Origin of the sequence: Aeromonas sp. A04, from assembly GCF_047780465.1 — a bacterium.
Taxonomy (GTDB): Bacteria; Pseudomonadota; Gammaproteobacteria; order Enterobacterales; family Aeromonadaceae; genus Aeromonas; species Aeromonas bestiarum.
Map to the genome: position 1 here is coordinate 291,609 of NZ_JBLNHP010000003.1, position 16,660 is coordinate 308,268.

Annotated in this window: 15 protein-coding genes; 7 read left to right on the forward strand and 8 right to left on the reverse strand. The window is 64.0% G+C overall.

Annotated features, from left to right (window positions below; genetic code table 11):
* The first annotated feature begins 68 nt into the window (after positions 1-68).
* Complete coding sequence (locus ACM3N8_RS12625; protein WP_290018814.1) at positions 69-1,541, forward strand: C69 family dipeptidase; 1,473 nt, start codon at positions 69-71, stop codon at positions 1,539-1,541.
* Positions 1,542-1,603: 62 nt separating this feature from the next.
* Here the strand turns inward: ACM3N8_RS12625 and ACM3N8_RS12630 are convergent, their stop codons facing one another.
* From ACM3N8_RS12630 to ACM3N8_RS12640, 3 genes are read right to left on the reverse strand one after another with little or no spacing between them, the layout of a single operon-like run.
* Positions 1,604-2,350 (reverse strand): SDR family oxidoreductase, encoded by a 747-nt coding sequence (locus tag ACM3N8_RS12630; RefSeq protein ID WP_274453321.1) that lies wholly within the window; start codon positions 2,348-2,350, stop codon positions 1,604-1,606.
* A gap of 56 nt (positions 2,351-2,406) precedes the next feature.
* Entirely contained in the window at positions 2,407-2,652 is a 246-nt protein-coding gene (locus tag ACM3N8_RS12635; protein WP_290018817.1) for a DUF3624 domain-containing protein, read from the reverse strand.
* Positions 2,649-3,203, reverse strand: coding sequence for a GNAT family N-acetyltransferase (locus ACM3N8_RS12640; protein ID WP_274453318.1), 555 nt, complete (start codon positions 3,201-3,203; stop codon positions 2,649-2,651). The genes ACM3N8_RS12635 and ACM3N8_RS12640 overlap by 4 nt, the downstream gene beginning before the upstream one ends.
* Positions 3,204-3,389: 186 nt before the next feature.
* On the opposite strand from ACM3N8_RS12640, the gene ACM3N8_RS12645 reads away from it, so the two are divergent.
* Complete coding sequence (locus ACM3N8_RS12645; RefSeq protein ID WP_043556943.1) at positions 3,390-4,832, forward strand: RimK family protein; 1,443 nt, start codon at positions 3,390-3,392, stop codon at positions 4,830-4,832.
* A 24-nt stretch (positions 4,833-4,856) separates the two neighbouring features.
* Positions 4,857-5,393 carry an MgtC/SapB family protein gene (locus ACM3N8_RS12650; RefSeq protein WP_241326038.1) on the forward strand — a complete coding sequence of 179 codons (537 nt, stop codon included), beginning with the start codon at positions 4,857-4,859 and terminating at the stop codon, positions 5,391-5,393.
* 55 nt (positions 5,394-5,448) lie between these two features.
* Here ACM3N8_RS12650 and ACM3N8_RS12655 read toward each other — a convergent pair whose 3' ends face one another.
* The 3 genes from ACM3N8_RS12655 to ACM3N8_RS12665 form a co-directional block, all read right to left on the reverse strand.
* A complete protein-coding gene (locus ACM3N8_RS12655) occupies positions 5,449-7,065 on the reverse strand; it encodes an alpha-amylase family protein (RefSeq protein ID WP_290018820.1) in 1,617 nt (538 codons plus the stop codon).
* 123 nt (positions 7,066-7,188) lie between these two features.
* Positions 7,189-9,156 (reverse strand): TonB-dependent copper receptor, encoded by a 1,968-nt coding sequence (locus ACM3N8_RS12660; protein ID WP_290018821.1) that lies wholly within the window; start codon positions 9,154-9,156, stop codon positions 7,189-7,191.
* A gap of 245 nt (positions 9,157-9,401) precedes the next feature.
* Positions 9,402-9,659, reverse strand: coding sequence for a DUF2442 domain-containing protein (locus tag ACM3N8_RS12665; protein WP_290018828.1), 258 nt, complete (start codon positions 9,657-9,659; stop codon positions 9,402-9,404).
* 259 nt (positions 9,660-9,918) lie between these two features.
* Between ACM3N8_RS12665 and ACM3N8_RS12670 the strand changes: the two genes are divergently transcribed.
* The gene (locus ACM3N8_RS12670; protein ID WP_241280216.1) at positions 9,919-11,883 is read left to right on the forward strand and encodes an LTA synthase family protein; all 1,965 of its coding nucleotides are present in this window, start codon (positions 9,919-9,921) and stop codon (positions 11,881-11,883) included.
* Positions 11,884-11,947: 64 nt separating this feature from the next.
* On the opposite strand, the gene ACM3N8_RS12675 is transcribed toward ACM3N8_RS12670, so the two are convergent.
* On the reverse strand, positions 11,948-12,418 hold the full coding sequence (locus ACM3N8_RS12675; RefSeq protein ID WP_042868783.1) for an Lrp/AsnC family transcriptional regulator: 471 nt from the start codon (positions 12,416-12,418) through the stop codon (positions 11,948-11,950).
* A gap of 157 nt (positions 12,419-12,575) precedes the next feature.
* Between ACM3N8_RS12675 and ACM3N8_RS12680 the strand changes: the two genes are divergently transcribed.
* Positions 12,576-13,094 carry a cyclin-dependent kinase inhibitor 3 family protein gene (locus tag ACM3N8_RS12680; RefSeq protein WP_290018834.1) on the forward strand — a complete coding sequence of 173 codons (519 nt, stop codon included), beginning with the start codon at positions 12,576-12,578 and terminating at the stop codon, positions 13,092-13,094.
* Positions 13,095-13,107: 13 nt separating this feature from the next.
* Here ACM3N8_RS12680 and metA read toward each other — a convergent pair whose 3' ends face one another.
* Positions 13,108-14,052, reverse strand: a complete 945-nt coding sequence (gene metA, locus ACM3N8_RS12685) for a homoserine O-acetyltransferase MetA (RefSeq protein ID WP_043134999.1) — start codon at positions 14,050-14,052, stop codon at positions 13,108-13,110.
* A 143-nt stretch (positions 14,053-14,195) separates the two neighbouring features.
* On the opposite strand from metA, the gene ACM3N8_RS12690 reads away from it, so the two are divergent.
* Both ACM3N8_RS12690 and ACM3N8_RS12695 read left to right on the forward strand, forming a co-directional pair.
* Entirely contained in the window at positions 14,196-15,434 is a 1,239-nt protein-coding gene (locus ACM3N8_RS12690; RefSeq protein ID WP_103471716.1) for an HD-GYP domain-containing protein, read from the forward strand.
* 58 nt (positions 15,435-15,492) lie between these two features.
* Positions 15,493-16,656 (forward strand): competence/damage-inducible protein A, encoded by a 1,164-nt coding sequence (locus ACM3N8_RS12695; protein WP_290018839.1) that lies wholly within the window; start codon positions 15,493-15,495, stop codon positions 16,654-16,656.
* The last annotated feature ends 4 nt before the right edge of the window (positions 16,657-16,660 follow it).

Here is a 16,660-nt window from a genome sequence, read left to right on the forward strand (position 1 = left end):
GATCGCACTGCGGCAGACCTGCATCCCACCGCCTGACTTTCACTCACAGCTACGCTTCGGGCAATGCCATGAAAAAACACACCTTGAGTCTTCTCTCCGCCACCCTGCTCACCCTGCTTGGCACCAGTGCCGACGCCTGTACCGGCCTCATCGTCGGCAAGGGCGCCAGTGCCGACGGCAGCGTGATGATCGCCAGAAACGAGGATTTTGGCGTCAACAACTGGAACAAGTATTTGGCCTTCCGACCCGCCCAGCAAAACGAGGGCAAGGTCTGGAAGCTGGGCAACGGGCTGGAAGTGCCCATGCCCAAGGCCTTCCTCGCCTACTCAGCCATTCGCGACTGGGACGCCGCCACCAGCGATCCCGCCGGCAAGTATTATGAGGAGCGCGGCATCAACGAGCTCAACGTCGCCCTCTCGGCCACCACCAGCGCCGAGGTCAACGACAAGGCCCAGAAAGCCGATCCGCTGATCGAAAAAGGGATCATAGAAGCCATCATCCCGACCCTGATCCTGCCGCAGGCCAAGAGCGCGAAAGAGGGGGTCGAACTGCTCGGCCGCTATGTGGAGCAATATGGCGCCGGCGAGGGCAACAGCCTCTATCTGGCGGATGTGAACGAGGCCTGGCTGATGGAGATAGGCTCGGGCCACCACTGGATCGCGGTACGGGTGCCTGACGACAGCTACGCCATGGTGGCCAACGGCCTGCGCATCCACGGCGTCAATCTCGACAGCGCCGATGTGCTGCACTCCCCCAGGCTGCTGGAGTTTGTACAACAGCACAAGCTGCTCGACCAGGCCGACCCCAAGGATTTCAACTTCGCCAAGGCATTCGGGGTGATTGCCGACCCCTACAACGTGGATCGGGAGTGGCTCGGCCAACACATGCTGACCGCCTCCCACCCGCAGGCGACCCGGCAGGCGCAATACCCGCTGTTCATGAAGCCGGACGCCCCCATAGCCGTGCCGGACGTGGCCCGGCTGCTGAGCGCCACCTATGAGGGCACGCCGCTGGCGGGCAAGGCGGAGCGGCCGATCCGCATCGATCGCCAGCTGGAATCCCACGTCATCCAGCTGCGCAAGGAGATGCCCAAGGAGCTGCAAGGGCTCATCTGGCAGAGCTACGGCGTGCTGGCCGAATCCGTGATGGTGCCGCTCTACAACACCCTGGAAAACTATCCCCTGCCCTATCGCAGCGGCAGCGACAGCTACTCCGACGATTCCGCCTACTGGCAGTTCCGCAGCCTGACCGCGCTGGCCAACACCAACCCGGACAAGTACCTGCCGCTGCTGAGGGGAGTCTGGAGCAAGGAGAGCGCCAAGCTCTACAAGGAGGTCGCCGTCCTCGACAAGACCCTCAAGCAGAGCTATGCCAGCGACAAGGCGACGGCGCTCGGGCTGGCCGCCGACTACTCCTACGGCCAGCTGGAGCAGACCTACCAGATGGCCAAGGACCTGCGCTACAAGCTGATGACGGATCTCACCAAGAGCAGCGAGAAGAAGTATTCAGAGGAGGAGTTCAAGAAGATCATGAGCCTCTGACCGGCTCTGCAAAGCAAAGAGGCACCCTGAGGTGCCTCTTCTCATTTCGTCAAACGGGAAGCTCAGCGACGGCTGATATGGAGCGGGCCGAAGGTCTGGGCCACCGGCATGATCTCGATACTGTTGATGTTAACGTGGGCGGGCTGCTGGCTGACCCAGAGCACCGTATTGGCGATGTCTTCCGGCTGAATGGCCTGCACCCCCTGATAGACGGTGGCCGCCTTGGCGTCGTCGCCGTGGAAGCGCACGTTGGAGAACTCGGTACCACCGCACAGGCCTGGCTCCACGTTGGTAACGCGGATGGCGGTGCCCGCCAGATCGGCGCGCAGGTTGAGGCTGAACTGTTTCACGAACGCCTTGGTGGCGCCGTAGACGTTGCCACCCGGATAGGGATAGGTGCCGGCGATGGAGCCGATATTGACCACGTGGCCGCGATTGCGCGCCACCATGCCCGGCAGCAGCAAGCGGGTGAGCAGGGTCAGACCGCTGATGTTGGTGGCTATCATCTGCTCCCAGTCTTCCAGATCCGCCTTGTGGGCCGGCTCCAGCCCCAGCGCCAGCCCGGCGTTGTTGACCAGCAGGTCCACCTCGCTCCAAGCAGCCGGCAGGCCAGCGATGGCGGCGCGGGTAGCCGCCTTGTCCTGCACATCGAACACCAGCGGCAGGAACTGCTCGCCCAGCTCATCGGCCAGGGCGGCCAGCCGCTCGGCACGGCGACCCGTGCCTATCACTTTGTAGCCCGCCTGCACCAGCTGACGGCTGATGGACTCACCAAAGCCGGACGAGGCGCCCGTTACCATTGCTATCATCTGAACCTCCATATCTACACCGATATTGTTATTTATGTATTTGAATCCAATCTGATTCATTCATCGCTCAATTCACGCCCGGTCACCTTGCGCCAGAAAAATACCAGCAGATGGAGCAGAAACAGGCCCGAGCCCCCCAACGCAAACAGCAGGCCGGTGAGGGCATTGACCGAGGTATCGGCGCCAAACCACCACCACGCCAGCCAACCGAGCATGCCGATGACGAAGGTCTGGCCGGCGCAGACAGGGCAGCGCCCCAGCTTGGCCTTGATGGCGGTGGCCAGACAGTCATCACAGCTCATGCCGGTCCTCCGGATCCATGGCCGCTCAAGGCGCGGGCTTGGCGGCACAGGGCGGCTTGTACACTGCGGCGCTGGCGCCTGAGGGTGCGAACCTCGTCGCTCACCAGCGGCAACACCAGCCGGTGGGCATGCTGGTCGCGGCCATAATAGTCCGGCAACCTTTGCTGAGCCTTGAATCCCAGCGCCTGATAGAGGGCCAGCGCCTCTTCATTGGCATCACCCACCTCGAGGCGCACAGCCCCCCAGCCAGCCTCGCGCCCCTCCCGGATCACCTGCTCCAGCAGGCGACGGGCCCAGCCCTGGCGACGGATGGTCCAGCGGATGGCGAGAGTCTGGATCACCAGTCGATCCCAGCCCCTGTGCTCCAGCAGACTGAGATAACCCATCAGCTGATCCTTCTCATCCAGCACCAGCAGGGTGCGTCCCTTGGCGTGGGTAAGCAGATAGTGCCAGCGGCTGCGGCCAAAGGCGACTTCGGGGGGGAAACAGTAGCGTTCCAGCTTAACGATGGCGCCCAAATCATCGGTTCGGGCCGCTCGTACGGTCAACACGGGGAGTCCTTGTTCGGTTATTTATCTTCAGCACCAGAAATGCGACTTGTATCACAAGTTACCAAAGCAGAATATTAGGCACTGTAACCTCTTGTTTCCCCTCGCGCCATTGTCGTGCTTGTCGGTGCATCGAAGCCCACTGGGGATCCTGCCATTCAAGGCAGTCTGATCTGTGGAGCCGAAAATATGAGTACCTACGTCATAGTCGAAGAGCCGGGCGACTGGCCTTGCCATGCCGATTATCTGCTGACCGCCCGCACCTATCTGCAACACGGCGTGCCGACCACAGGCGGCCGACCCCGCATCATCAACCTCTGCCGCAACCTGGAGCACCTGAGCGCGGGCTACTACTGCTCCCTGCTGGCCCAGGCACGTGGCCACCACTGCCTGCCGGGATTGCAGGCCATCAGCGTGCTGCAACCCCAGCAGCCGCCGGCCAAGCTGTGGCGCAAGGTACAGGGCTGGCTGGCCCAGCAGAGCGAGGATCGCATTCGGGTGCGCGCAATCTTCGGCCAGAGTGAACAGAGCGAGCTGGCTGGGCTGGCCCGCTACTACTACGGCCTGAGCCAGCTGCCGCTGCAGGAGCTGACCCTCAAACGCGGCCGCCACGGTTGGTCGGTGCGCCAGCAGCAGAGCCTGTCGCCCCTGGAGTTGAGCCCAAGCGAGAAGGCGCTGATGCTGCACCACGCCCAGGCGCTGGTCGGTGCCGGCGACGAGGAGCAGGCGGCCCCGCTCTACCAGCTCGCCATCCTGGTGGATCCCGATGACGGCCGCGCCAGCAGCGATGCCCTGGCGCTGGATCGCTTCATTCGGGCCGCCGCCGCCCAGGGGATCCAGGCCGAGAGGCTGGCGCCGTCCGCCATCGAGCGATTGCCGGAGTTCGATACTCTCTGGCTGCGTTCCGAAACGGCCGTCGGCCACTACACCTTCGAATTTGCCCGCCGCGCCGAGCAGCTCAAGATGCCGGTCATCGACAGCTCCCGCGCCATCCTCGCCTGCAGCAACAAGCTCTACCTCTACGAGCTGATGGTGCGCAGCGGCGTACCCATGCCGCCCACCATGGTGGTGACCCGTCGTGGCCGCCATCAGGTGGACGAGCTGGTGCAGCGGCTCGGCCTGCCGCTGATGGTGAAGATACCCGACGGCGCCCAGGGGCGGGATCTCGCCATGGCCAGCGACGCTCAGCAGCTCGCCCGCCTGCTGGACGAGGGGCTGGGCCGCTCCGCCCTGCTGCTGGTGCAGAGCCGGATCCCCGCCGAATTCGACTGGCGCATCGGCTTTCTCGACGGCTCGCCACTGTTCGCCTGTCGCCGCTACCGGCCCGAGCCGGGCAACCGCATCCGCCGCCGCAAGCATCCCCTCGACATGAGCCGGATCGAGGCACTGCCGCTCACCGAAGTGCCGGAGCGGGTGCTGCAAACCGCCCGCCGCGCCGTGCACCAGCTCGGCAATGGCCTGTTCGGGGTGGATCTGCGCCAGCAGGATCGGGACTGCGTGCTGCTGGAAATCATCGACAATCCCTGGATACGTGGCGATATTGAGGACAGGGAGGCAAAGGACCTCTACGAGCGCCTGGCCAGGGCCTTCCGGCAACGGCTGGAAAACCGGGGGCAGAGCGCGGCAGGATAACAAGCATCGACAGCAGAGGTGGATATGATGACAACGGATTGGTGGGACATAGCGCCCCTTGGCTGGGAGAACATCCTGGCCTGCCTGGTGTGTGGCACGCTCGTGGGGCTGGAGCGGCAACTGCGCGGCAAGCCGGTCGGCATCCGCACCTCCTCGCTCATCATACTCGGCACCTACTGCTTTCTCGCCATAGGTGCCGCCGTCAGCCCGGAGAGTGCCGATCGGGCGCGGGTGCTGGGCCAGCTCATCACGGGCATCGGCTTTCTCGGCGCCGGCGTCATGATGACCAGGGATGGTCAGGTGCTGGGAGTCACCTCGGCCGCCACCGTCTGGATGCTGGCGGCCCTCGGCGCCCTCATCGGCATGCAGATGCTGCACCAGGCCGTGCTGCTCACCGGCGTCACCCTGGCCATACTGGTGGGGGTGGATTATCTCGAAACCAGCTTCAAGAGCCTGCGCCGCGGCGTGCACAACCGGCTGGAGAGCTGGCGCCACGGCAATGGTCACGCCCCCGCCCCCAACGCCCATCAGGACGAGCTGGGCAGCGGCATCGAGAAGTAACCCGCCACAATGAACAAGGGCTCCAGATTGGAGCCCTTGTTGTTACTCGCCAGCCTTATTGCAACAGCAGGAAGCGACCGCTCAGCGCCGGCAAGTCCACCGTCACGCTGCTGCCGCCTATGGCCAGGCTCTCGCCGCTCTGCAGATCCAGCAGGGCACTGCCGCCGCGCAGCTTGCCGACCGGCAGGGCATAGCTCTGGGGAGTGCTTGAAACGTTGAGCAGGTAGACGATCTGCTCCGCCGCCGTCTGCTTGATGTCGCCATAGACGCTGCCATCGGCCACCAGCTTGACCCGCTCACCCTGATAGAGGGCGGGATGCTTGGCACGCAGGGCCAGCAGCTGGCTCAGCCACTGCTTGAGCTCGGCCTGCTCGCCGCTTGGCACGAAACCGGTGGCAACCGGCACCTTGCCGTCGCTGCGGGCCACGTGATCGTCACAGAGCCCCTGGGCCGCACAGTCGCCGCTCACCTGCGCCGCAAAGCCCGGCACCTCGTCGCCAAACTCCTCGCCGTAATAGAGGGTGATGGGGCCGGAGCGGGCCGCCAGGAAGCTGAAGGCCGCCTTGTGGCGCTGCCAGTAGTCCGCCGGATTGAAGTTGCCGCGCTCCAGCAGATCGCCGAAGCGCACCAGATCGTGGTTGCCCAGCATCAGGTTCGGCATGGCGTGATCCGGGTAGTTCTCCACCTTGTTCCAGCTGGCGTCGAGCACGCTGGCACCCTGGCCGCCCTTGCCGGACTCCTCCACCGCCAGCGCCTGCACCAGACCGTAACGCAGCGGGAAGTCGAACGCCGAGGAGAGCGCCGGGTTGTCGCTCGGGCCATAAGCCTCTGCCCGGATCTCGTCGGCCCCCTTCCACACCTCGCCCACCAGGTAGCCGAGCGTGCCCCACTGATGACCGGCAGCCTTGCGTGCCGCGCTGGCCTGCTCGACCTCGCCACGAATGGCACGCCACTCGTCCAGCCCCAGCTGGTAGGCCTGATCGAGACGCCAGCCGTCGATGCCGTACTGCTCGACCCAGTAGCGGGCCACCTCCTTGAAGTAGGCCAGACTCTGGGACTGGCTGTAATCCACCAGCTGGCCCGGATAACCGGCACCACCGCTCTTGAGGGCGGGCAGACGCCCCTCTGGCGAGGGCTTGCTCACCCCCACCTTGTTGACGTGACCGAACACGCCGTCGAGGAAGACGTAGAGGCCACGCTGGTGCGCCGCCTCCACCAGCTTCTTGAGCTGGGCATTGCTGCCGAAGTTGGGATCCACGGTGAAGAAGTCGCAGGCGAAGTAGCCGGTGGCATCCAGTTTGTCATCCCCGCCCTGACCGGCGCAGGAGTCGAATACCGGGGTGAGCCAGATGGCGTTGACGTTGAGACTCTTGATGTGATCCAGGCTGTCGATGATCCCCTGCAGATCGCCGTTGTGCCGGGAGGGGCCGTAGCCGACGCCGTAGTTGGCGGCGCTGTCGCCATCGACGAAGGACTCCACCATCACCTGATAGGTGCGCAGGTTGCAGGCGGGCTGATCATTGCCGTAGCAGGCGCGGCTGGCGGTGGCAGGCGGCGGATTGACCACGGGGGGCTGGGGTTCGCTGCTGGATCCCCCGCCTCCGCTGCCGCAAGCCGTCAGTAACAGGGCGGCCCCGAGCAGGCCGCCATAGCGCAACGTTCCTTGTTTCATTGTTATGTTCCCGCTGTATTTGTATCGGCGCACAAGGCGCCACTCCGGGGCCATGATAGCGGCCCCGCCAGCACGGGTCTGTGACTGAAAACGTTACCCGGTTCAGTCGGTTGGTGCGTCTGCCTAGAGCACGCCGGCGGAGGCGAAACGGTAGTTGAGGGAGAGCCAGACGGCGCGACCCGGTTCCGGGATGCGACCCACCTGTTCATAGCCCAGCCCCGCCTGACTGGCGTGCACCGACTTGGAGAGGTGCTCGTAATAAAAGGTGTCGAACAGGTTGTCCACCCCGGCCGACAGCTGCCACCCCGGGTGGAACTGCCAGGCGGCGCTCAGGTTCAGGGTGAAGAAGCCCGGCGTCTCCCCCTGATCCTGCCCGGCTACCGTGCCGGACCCCACGTCCACCCTGTCCTGCGCGGCAACGGCGCGGCCAAGCAGGGTCAGGTTCCACGCCTCGGCCGGCTGCCAGCCCAGCGCCAGCTTGCCATCGAGCGGAGGCATCTGGGCCAGCGGCTGGTTGTCGCTCTGGTTTTCGCCGTAGACCAGTGCCAGGCCGCCATCGAGGCGCCACTGTTCGGCAAACTGCCAGCGCCCTTCCAGCTCACCGCCCCGGGTCCGAGCATCTATGTTGCGCACCTTGTTCGACTTGTTGTTATAGAGCAGGTAGTCCTGAATGTCGGCACTAAAGAGGGAGAGGGTCAGATCCAGTTCGCGGCTGCGCAGGGCCAGCCCCGCATCCCACTGGCGGCTGCGCTCCGGGTTGAGGGTGAAGGGGACGCTGTCCTTGCTGCGCTCCCAGTAGTCCGGTGCCCGCTTGGCCTGACCCCAGGCCAGGTAGCTCGACCAGGCCGGCGACCACTGGTATTCGTAGCGGCCAAAGCCGCTGTCCAGGGTCAGGGTATCGCTATAGAGGGTCTGATCCCCAGCGCCATAACGGGTGGTCTCGACCCTGTCCTGCCGGTAACCGCCCTTGTAGCCGTGGGCCCCCTGCTGACGGCCCAGCTCGACAAAGCCCCCCTGCTGCTCGAAACGCAGGGTGCGCTGGCGCGGCTGGCTGGCGTAATCCACCCCGCTGCGGGCCCTGTGTTGATCCCGGTTGGCATCGAGCCCGGCGGTCAGCAGCCAGTCGGCCGGCAGGGCCAGGTCGTTGGCCCAGCGCCCGCCAGTGTTGCGCCGATCCGGGTTGGAGAGCATCTTCATGCCGCTGTTTTGTCGCAGGCTGAAGTTGTCCATGATGTGGTCGATGTCGTTGTCCCACAGGGTCAGCTCGCTGCGCTGCCAGTGGCGGCTGATCTGCTCCTGCCTGAGCTTGAGGCCGAAGGATTCGCGATCGAACATGGGACCGTCCATGGTGCGATCCGCATAGGCGGCGCGGGCGTTGCTGCGCTCGGCGGTGAGTTCGAGCCAGGTGTGCTCCTCCGGCGTCCAGCCCAGCTGGGCCGTGCCGTTCTCCCGGCGATAAAAAGAGCGCACCCTGTCGCCGTGGCCATCTCTATAGTCATCGCTGTCGGAGTGGGTGAACTGGCCGCGCAGATACCCCTCGGGCGCACCGACTGTGGCATCCAGCATCTGATCGTCGCGCCCGAAGCTGCCATAGAGCGCCGAGGCCTCGGCCTTGACGCCGGGGGCGGTGAACTCGGGCCTGTCCCTCTCGAACAGCACAGTGCCCGCCAGGGCCACGCCCTGCTCGAGGGATTGCGGCCCCTTCAGCACCCGGATCCGGTCGAAGGATTGGGGAAACACATAGGCGGTGGGTGGATCCATGCGGCCGCCGCAGCCACCGGCCAGCATGCCGCCATCCATCTGCACGTTGAGGCGGGACATCCCCATACCCCGCAGCACGGGGTCGCCCCCCAGTCCGCCCTTGCGCACCATGCTCATGCCGGTGACGTTCTTCAGATAACCGGCACCGTCGGCGGCAGGCATGGGAGAGCCCGGTTTCTTGGGATCCAGGGTCACTTCCAGGGTGCTGGCGGGGCGGCTGGCGACCACCACCATGGGTTCCAGCTGCTGGACCTGCTCCTGACCGGCGGCGCCGTGGCAGGCGAGACCGCCCACCAGCAGGGCCAGCGGGGTGCGCATATGACAAGCCATACTCTTTCCTTATCTCTTTGTTTATTTTGTTTTTCTTATCTCACCCAACAAACCTTTCAGTTGGGGAAAGGTTTGTCATCCGGCCGCAAAAAAGGCCTGCGGCGGGAGGCGGCAAGCCTTGACGGGCAAAGCTGGAAGAGGGGTTGGCAAAATGTTGCGCAGGTTTTACCCAAACTAGGTAGAGAAGGCAAATGAACAAACATTCCAGTTACAGGAATCTGGGGATGGCTCACAAAAACAGGGGGTTAACTGAAAGCCTCCCGCTCGTTGATGGGTCTGATCAGGTGATAGACCTCGTGGGCCGACAGGGTGCAGCCGGCAGGCCACTCCAGCTGGTGGTGACGATTGATGAAGACCCGGGCGCAACGCCGCTCCGAATCCAGCGCCGCAAACAGGGCCTGCGCGCGCCAGGGGGTCAGGTCCAGCGCCCCCGTGGTGCCGTCGGAGAGCACCACGAACAGGCGCCATCCCTGCAAATATTCCACATCGATAAAGACCGGCATCCCTTCGGCTCCGATTGAGAAAATTCGGCGTCATTATAGGGAAGCGGCCTACATGACTTTGCAAGGGGGATCACAGTTTCCCCAGCCGTTTATGCTGTCTTGGATCCCTGCGCGCCCTCACATAAAAATCATAAATCGTGCCAAAACATCCTTTTAAACGGCACCTACACGCAACCTTTCCCCGGACCCGCTGTCATAACCCTGCAATATAAAAACAATGTGCCCGAGGACGGGTGCAAACAGGCTTGTAGGAACAACAATGACCACTATCAGACAATGGCTGGGACCGTTTTGGCCCATCGCCGTTTTTTCATTGATCGCGCTCGTCTCTCTCTCCGTCAGCCGACTCGGTCTCGGCTTCTGGCAACTGGAACGGGTCGACGCCGTCGCCGGCTGGCAGGAGATGCTGCTGCAAGGGCTGCGGGTCGATTTCGCCACCCTCTGCTGGCTGTGGGGCGTACCTGCCATGCTGACCCTGCTGCTGGCGGGGCCCCACCCTATCGGTCGGGCCTGGCTGCAGATCATCCGGGTCTGGCTGACCCTGGGACTCTGGCTGATGCTCTTCCTGGAGATCTCCACCCCCTCCTTCGTGACCGAATACGGGGTCAGGCCCAACCGCCTCTATGTGGAGTACCTCATCTATCCGAAGGAGGTGCTATCCATGCTGTGGGCCGGCCGCAAGGGAGAACTGCTGGCCGCCGTGCTGTTCAGCCTGCTGACCCTGGGCGGTGGCTGGTGGCTGAGCGGGCGCCTGCTGCGCGATCTCACCTTCCCGCGCTGGTACTGGCGGCCCGCCTTCGCCCTGCTCATTCTGGCCATAGGCTTTCTCGGCGCCCGTTCCAGCCTGGGCCATCGCGCCCTGAACCCGGCCATGGTGGCGTTTGCCAGCGATCCCCTGATCAATGCGCTGACCGTCAACTCCTCCTACTCCCTCTTCTTCGCCATCAAGCAGATGGGGGCCGAAGAGGATGCCAGCCAGTTCTACGGCAAGCTGCCCCAGGCGCGCATCCTGGAGCTCATTCGCCAGGAGAGTGGCCGCGAGCCCCACGAATTCAGCTCGGAAACCTTGCCCAGCCAGACCTTCAACGAAGCCAGCTATATCGGCAAGCCGAAGAACCTGGTGATCCTGCTGCAGGAGAGCCTGGGGGCCCAGTTCGTCGGCTCCCTCGGCGGCCTGCCGCTCACCCCCAATCTGGATGCACTCGCGCAGCAGGGCTGGGCCTTCGAGCAGCTCTACGCCACCGGCACCCGCTCGGTGCGCGGCATAGAAGCCGTGCTGACCGGCTTCACCCCCACCCCGGCCCAGGCCGTGGTCAAGCTTGGCAAGAGCCAGACCAACTTCTTCACCATCGCGGATCTGCTCAAACAGCGGGGCTACGACACCAGCTTCATCTATGGCGGCGAGAGTCACTTCGACAACATGCGCAGCTTCTTCCTCGGCAACGGCTTCACCACCATAGTCGAGCAGAAGGACTTCAAGAATCCGGTGTTCAAGGGATCCTGGGGTGCCTCGGACGAGGATCTGATGGCCAAGGCGGACGAGACCTTCAAGGCGCTGCACAAGGAGGGCAAGCCCTTCTTCAGCCTGGTGTTCAGCTCCAGCAACCACGATCCGTTCGAATTCCCGGACAATCGCATCGCCCTCTATGAGCAGCCCAAGCAGACCCGCAACAACGCGGCCAAGTACGCCGACTACGCCATCGGTGAGTTCTTCAAGAAGGCGAAGCAGTCGGACTACTGGAAGGACACCCTGTTCCTGGTCATCGCCGATCACGACAGCCGGGTCGGCGGTGCCAGCCTGGTGCCCATCCCCCGCTTCCACATTCCCGGCGTCATCGTGGGTGACGGCATAGCGCCGAAGCAGGATCCCCGTATCGTCAGCCAGATCGACATGGCGCCGACCCTGCTCTCCCTGATGGGGATAAGCGCCGACTACCCCATGCTGGGCAAGGATCTGACCCGGATGCCCGCCGACTGGCCGGGGCGCGCCATCATGCAGTACGACAAGAACTTCGCCCTGATGCGGGGCAAGGACGTGGTGATACTGCAACCCGAGCGCCCGGCGGAAGGCTTCATCTACGAGGATGCTACCGAAACCCTCACCCCGGCGGCGCAGCCGGATGCCATGAAGGATGCCGCGCTCGGGCTGGCGCTGTGGGGCAGCCTGGCTTATCAGAAAGGGCTCTACCAGACGGCGCCGGATACCCAGACTGCGCTGAACTGAGCCCGCCGCCGCAATAACATAAAACCCGCCGATTGGCGGGTTTTATGTTGGCCGCAACAGGGGATCAGGTGTTGAGGAAACAGGGCAGCGAGCGGCTGAACCTGTGTTCGAACACCAGCGAGGTCTCGAGGTGCACCACCTCCTCCCGGGAGGTGAAGTGATCGAACACGAAGTTGCGCAGGTGCTCGGTATCGGCGACGCAGAGGTGCACCAGGAAATCATCCTTGCCACCCATGTGAAACAAGCTGATCACCTCGGGCAGCGCCAGTATGGCGTCGCGGAAGGCATCGATGATCTGGCGGCTGTGACGCGCCAGTTGCAGCGAGACCATGGCCTGGATATGGCCACCGAGCGCCTGGTGATCCACTTCGCAATGGGCGCCCTTGAGCACCCCGTCCTGTTGCAGCTTGCGCACCCGCTCCAGGCAGGTGGACGGCGCCACGCCGACCAGGGCGGCCAGATCCTTGTTGGTCATGCCTGCATCGCGAAACAGATGGGCCAGGATATCCAAATCCAGTTGATCCAGGTTTCTCATCTTAACTCCTTGAACCGATCAATTTTTTAGACTCTGCCCGTAAACCAGGCCGAACACAACGCAGATTGACATCGGGGCCGCGCCCCCTATGCTTTGGCGCACTCAGAAACCGGCCATGCCGGCTCGCCGCGCCCTTGCTGGCCTCATAAGGACCTTTATGCACCCGTCTCACCCCTTCTGGAGCCAGGAAGTACCCCGCGTCGATGGCCAGCTGCTGCTGACCCCCTGCCCCGGCACCCAGCAGGTGGCGCTGCCACTGGCACTGGATCAGCTCAGGCTGGCGGGAGCCCACGGCGTGCTGACCCTGATGACGGAGGCCGAACTGGCCCGGCTCGCACTGAGCCAGCTTGGCCCGCAGGTCGAGGCGAGCGGCATGCGCTGGTTCCACCTGCCCATCGAAGACGATCAGGCCCCCGATGTCGCCTTCGAACAGGCCTGGCAACAGGCTCTGCCGCAACTGACCGGCCTGCTGCGCGAGGGCAAACACCTGGTCATCCACTGCAAGGGGGGCAGCGGCCGCACAGGTCTGGTCGCGGCCGCACTGCTTGTCTCCCTCGGCCAGCCACAGCAGGAGGCCATGGCCGCCATCCGGGCCCACAGGCCCAAGGCCTTCACCCTGGCGGCGCATCGCCAGTGGCTCGATGCCCTGACCGCACGACGGGAGCAGGCCGACTGAGCCACCCTGCTCCTTACTTGGGCTGCTGGTAGGTAAACACCTTGCCTATGTCTTCCACCCTATAGCTGGTGAGCTGATAGACGTAGTAGTTGAGCCAGTTTGAGAACAGCAGGTGGCCGTGACTGCGCCAGCTGGCGCGCGGGGTCTGGCCGGGATCGTTGGCCGGGTAATAGTTGACCGGGATGACGGGCTCGAGCCCGGCCGCCAGATCCCGCCGGTACTCCCCATCCAGAGTCAGCACGTCATATTCAGGGTGGCCGGTGACGAACACCTGGCGACAATCCTTGGTCGCCGCCAGATAGACACCGGCTTCCTCCGACTCGGCAAAGATCTGTAGGTCGGTGTGGGCGCGGATAAGATCCCCATCGAACGCTGCGTAACGGGAGTGGGGCGCCACGAACTCGTCGTCGAAGCCGCGCAGCAACGGCTCGTGCTCATCGAGCCTGTGATGGCGATAGATGCCGGAGAGCTTCTCGCCGTGAGTCTGTTTTTCCATGCCATACAAGGCTTTCAGCGCCGCCTGCACCGCCCAGCAGAGAAACAGGGTCGAGGTCACGTGTTGATGGGACCACTCTATGATCTCGACGATGCGCGGCCAGTAGACCACCTCCTCGAACTCCACCAGCCCGAGCGGCGCCCCCGTGATGATCATGCCGTCGTAGTTGTTGGCCCGCACCTGTTCGAAGTCGTGATAGAAGTTCTCCAGGTGTGCCTGGGGCGTATTCTTCGACTCCCGATCGTCGATGCGCAGCAGATCCACGTCCACCTGCAACGGCGAGTTGGAGAGCATCCGCATCAGCTGGATCTCGGTTTCAATCTTCTTGGGCATCAGGTTGAGGATCAACACCCGCAACGGGCGTATGTTCTGGGTGACGGCCCTGGATTCCGTCATCACGAAGATGTTCTCCTGCCCCAGCACTTCGGCGGCGGGTAACTGATCCGGGATCTTGATCGGCATGCTTACTCCCTGTACTGCATCGGTAAATATGTCTGGACATCCAGAAGCCTATAATAAAGCGTCTACCCTGTCATCAGATACCTTTTGTATTCACCTCCGCCTTTGACTAGCATACGGCTCATGTGTCTCTCGCAGCCAAGACAATGACAGGTATCAAGATTTCCGTAGACCGACTGCAAGTCGGCAATTTCGTCTCTCTGCCACTGGGTTGGCGCGAACACCCCTTCCTGTTTTCCAGCTTCAAGCTCAAGACTGAAGAGGAGATAGAGCTGATCCGCCGGCTCGGCCTCAAGCTCGTTACCATCATCCCCGACAAGAGCGATGCGCCGCCCAAGCCGCTGAGCCAGATCCAGCCGCAACCGGCCGAGGCGCCGGACACCTCCCAGCGCCAGGCCGAGATGCAGCTGGAAAAAGAGCGCCGTATCGAACAGTTGCAGCAGTATCGCCGCGACTTGCAGCAGTGCGAGAAGCAGTTCCAGCAGTCGCTGGCGCAGGTGCGCAGCGTGATGAGCAAGATCCAGTCCCGCCCCCTCAACGCCATCGGCGAGGCGCAGGAGCTGATCAACGCCATGACGGAGCAGCTGCTCTCGGTGGACGAGATGGTGCTGCACCTGGTCTCCGACAGCGAGGATGGCAACAACCTCTACTTCCACTCCCTCAACGTCAGCGTGCTCAGCATGCTGCTGGCCAAGGAGTGCAAGATGTCGGCCGACGAGATCCGCCAGGTCGGCATGGGCGCCCTGTTCCACGACATCGGCAAGCTGAAGATCCCGAGCCAGATACTGCGCAAGACGGAGCCGCTGACCAAGCCTGAGCAGAACCTGATGGCCCAGCACCCGCGCTACGGCCTGGATCTGCTCAATCTGGCCAAGGATTTTCCGGCCGGGGCCAAGGGAATCGTGCTGCATCACCACGAATACCTGGATGGCAGCGGGCCCGAGGGGCTCAAGAAGGGGCAGCTCGACCCCCTCACCCAGATGGTGTCGCTGATCAACGAGTACGACAACCTCTGCCACCTGCAGGCCAAGGTGCCCTACTCGGCCCTGAGCGGCCTCTACAAGCAGCGCAAGGCCCAGTTCAACCCGGAATACCTCAGCATGCTGATCCGGCTGATGGGCATATACCCGCCCGGCAGCGTGGTGCAGCTCTCCAACGGTCAGGTAGGGCTGGTGATGTCGGTGAATGCCTCCCGCCTGCTCTATCCCTCTGTGCTGGTGTACGATCCCCGCATCCCGCGCCAGGAGGCGGCCATCATAGATCTGCAACAGGCCGAGCTCTCCATCGCCAAGGTGATCCACCCCAAACGACTGCCCCCGGCGGTGTTCGAGTACCTCAATCCGCGTACCCGGATCAGCTACTACTTCGAACACGCCAAACCCTGATTGTCCCGGCCATGGTTCATGGCCGTCCCAGTTCAGGTCCCCAGCCCAAGGAGCCCCCATGCGTATCGAGATCATCAGCACCGGAGACGAGATAGTGACGGGTCTGGTGGTGGATACCAATGCCGCCTGGCTCAGCGCCCTGCTGTTGGAACAGGGCTGGCAGGTGCGCCGCCGCGTCACAGTGGGGGACAACCTCGCCGATCTGAAAACCGTGCTGCAGGAGAGCGCCAGCCGCGCCGAGGTGGTGCTGGTGTGCGGCGGCCTGGGCCCCACCGCCGATGATCTCACCGCCCAGGCGGCGGCCGAGGCGTTCGGCCAGCCCCTGGTTCTGTTCCCGGACTGGCTCGCCACCATAGCGGCCCGCTACGCCAGCCGGGGCCGCGTCATGCCCGCCAGCAACGCCAAGCAGGCCTGGCTGCCGCAAGATTGCGAGATCCTCGACAACCCGGTCGGCACCGCCTGTGGCTTTGTGGTCACCCACACAGGCCATCAGGGTCAGAGCCAGCTCTTCTTCACCCCGGGCGTGCCGTTCGAATTCAAGCAGATGATGCACGAGCAGATCTTGCCGCGCCTCAAACAGCTGGCGGGCGCGCAGACCGATACCGAGCTGCGCCGCTTCTACAGCTTCGGCATCTCGGAATCTGCCCTCTCCGACATGCTGGATGCGGCCCCCTGGCCGACCGGCATAGAGCTGGGCTACCGCTCCTCCATGCCGCTGATCGAGCTGAAACTCATAGGCCACGGCGCCAGCGCGGCCGACATGGATGCCGCCGAGGCGCGACTGCTCGCGGCGATCCAGCCCTGGCTGGTGGGACGGGGGGATGAGGAGCCGGCGCGGCAGATCCTGGCCCTGCTGGGGGAGAGGCCGCTGACCCTGCTGGAGGGGGAGAGCCGGGGTGCCCTGCTCGCCCTCTGCCACGACCATCCCTGGCTTGAGGCCGGCTTTCGCGGCGATGTCGCCAGCGAGCTGGCGCAGTTGGAGGCAAGGAGTGAGGGGCTGAGCCTGACCATGGGATGGGAGGGGCCGGACGGCGTGCCGCTGCTGCTCTGCGCCGACGGGCAACAGATCGGCCAGACGCTGAAGGCCAGCCACCCGGATCCCGAGAGCCGACGCAAGATCCTCGCCTTCGCCGCCCTCGACATGCTGCGCCGCCAGCTGCAAGGCTTGCCTGTGCTCGGCGACTACCTCACCCTGGCCAGAACGGCGCAGCGCGGCAGCTAGGCAT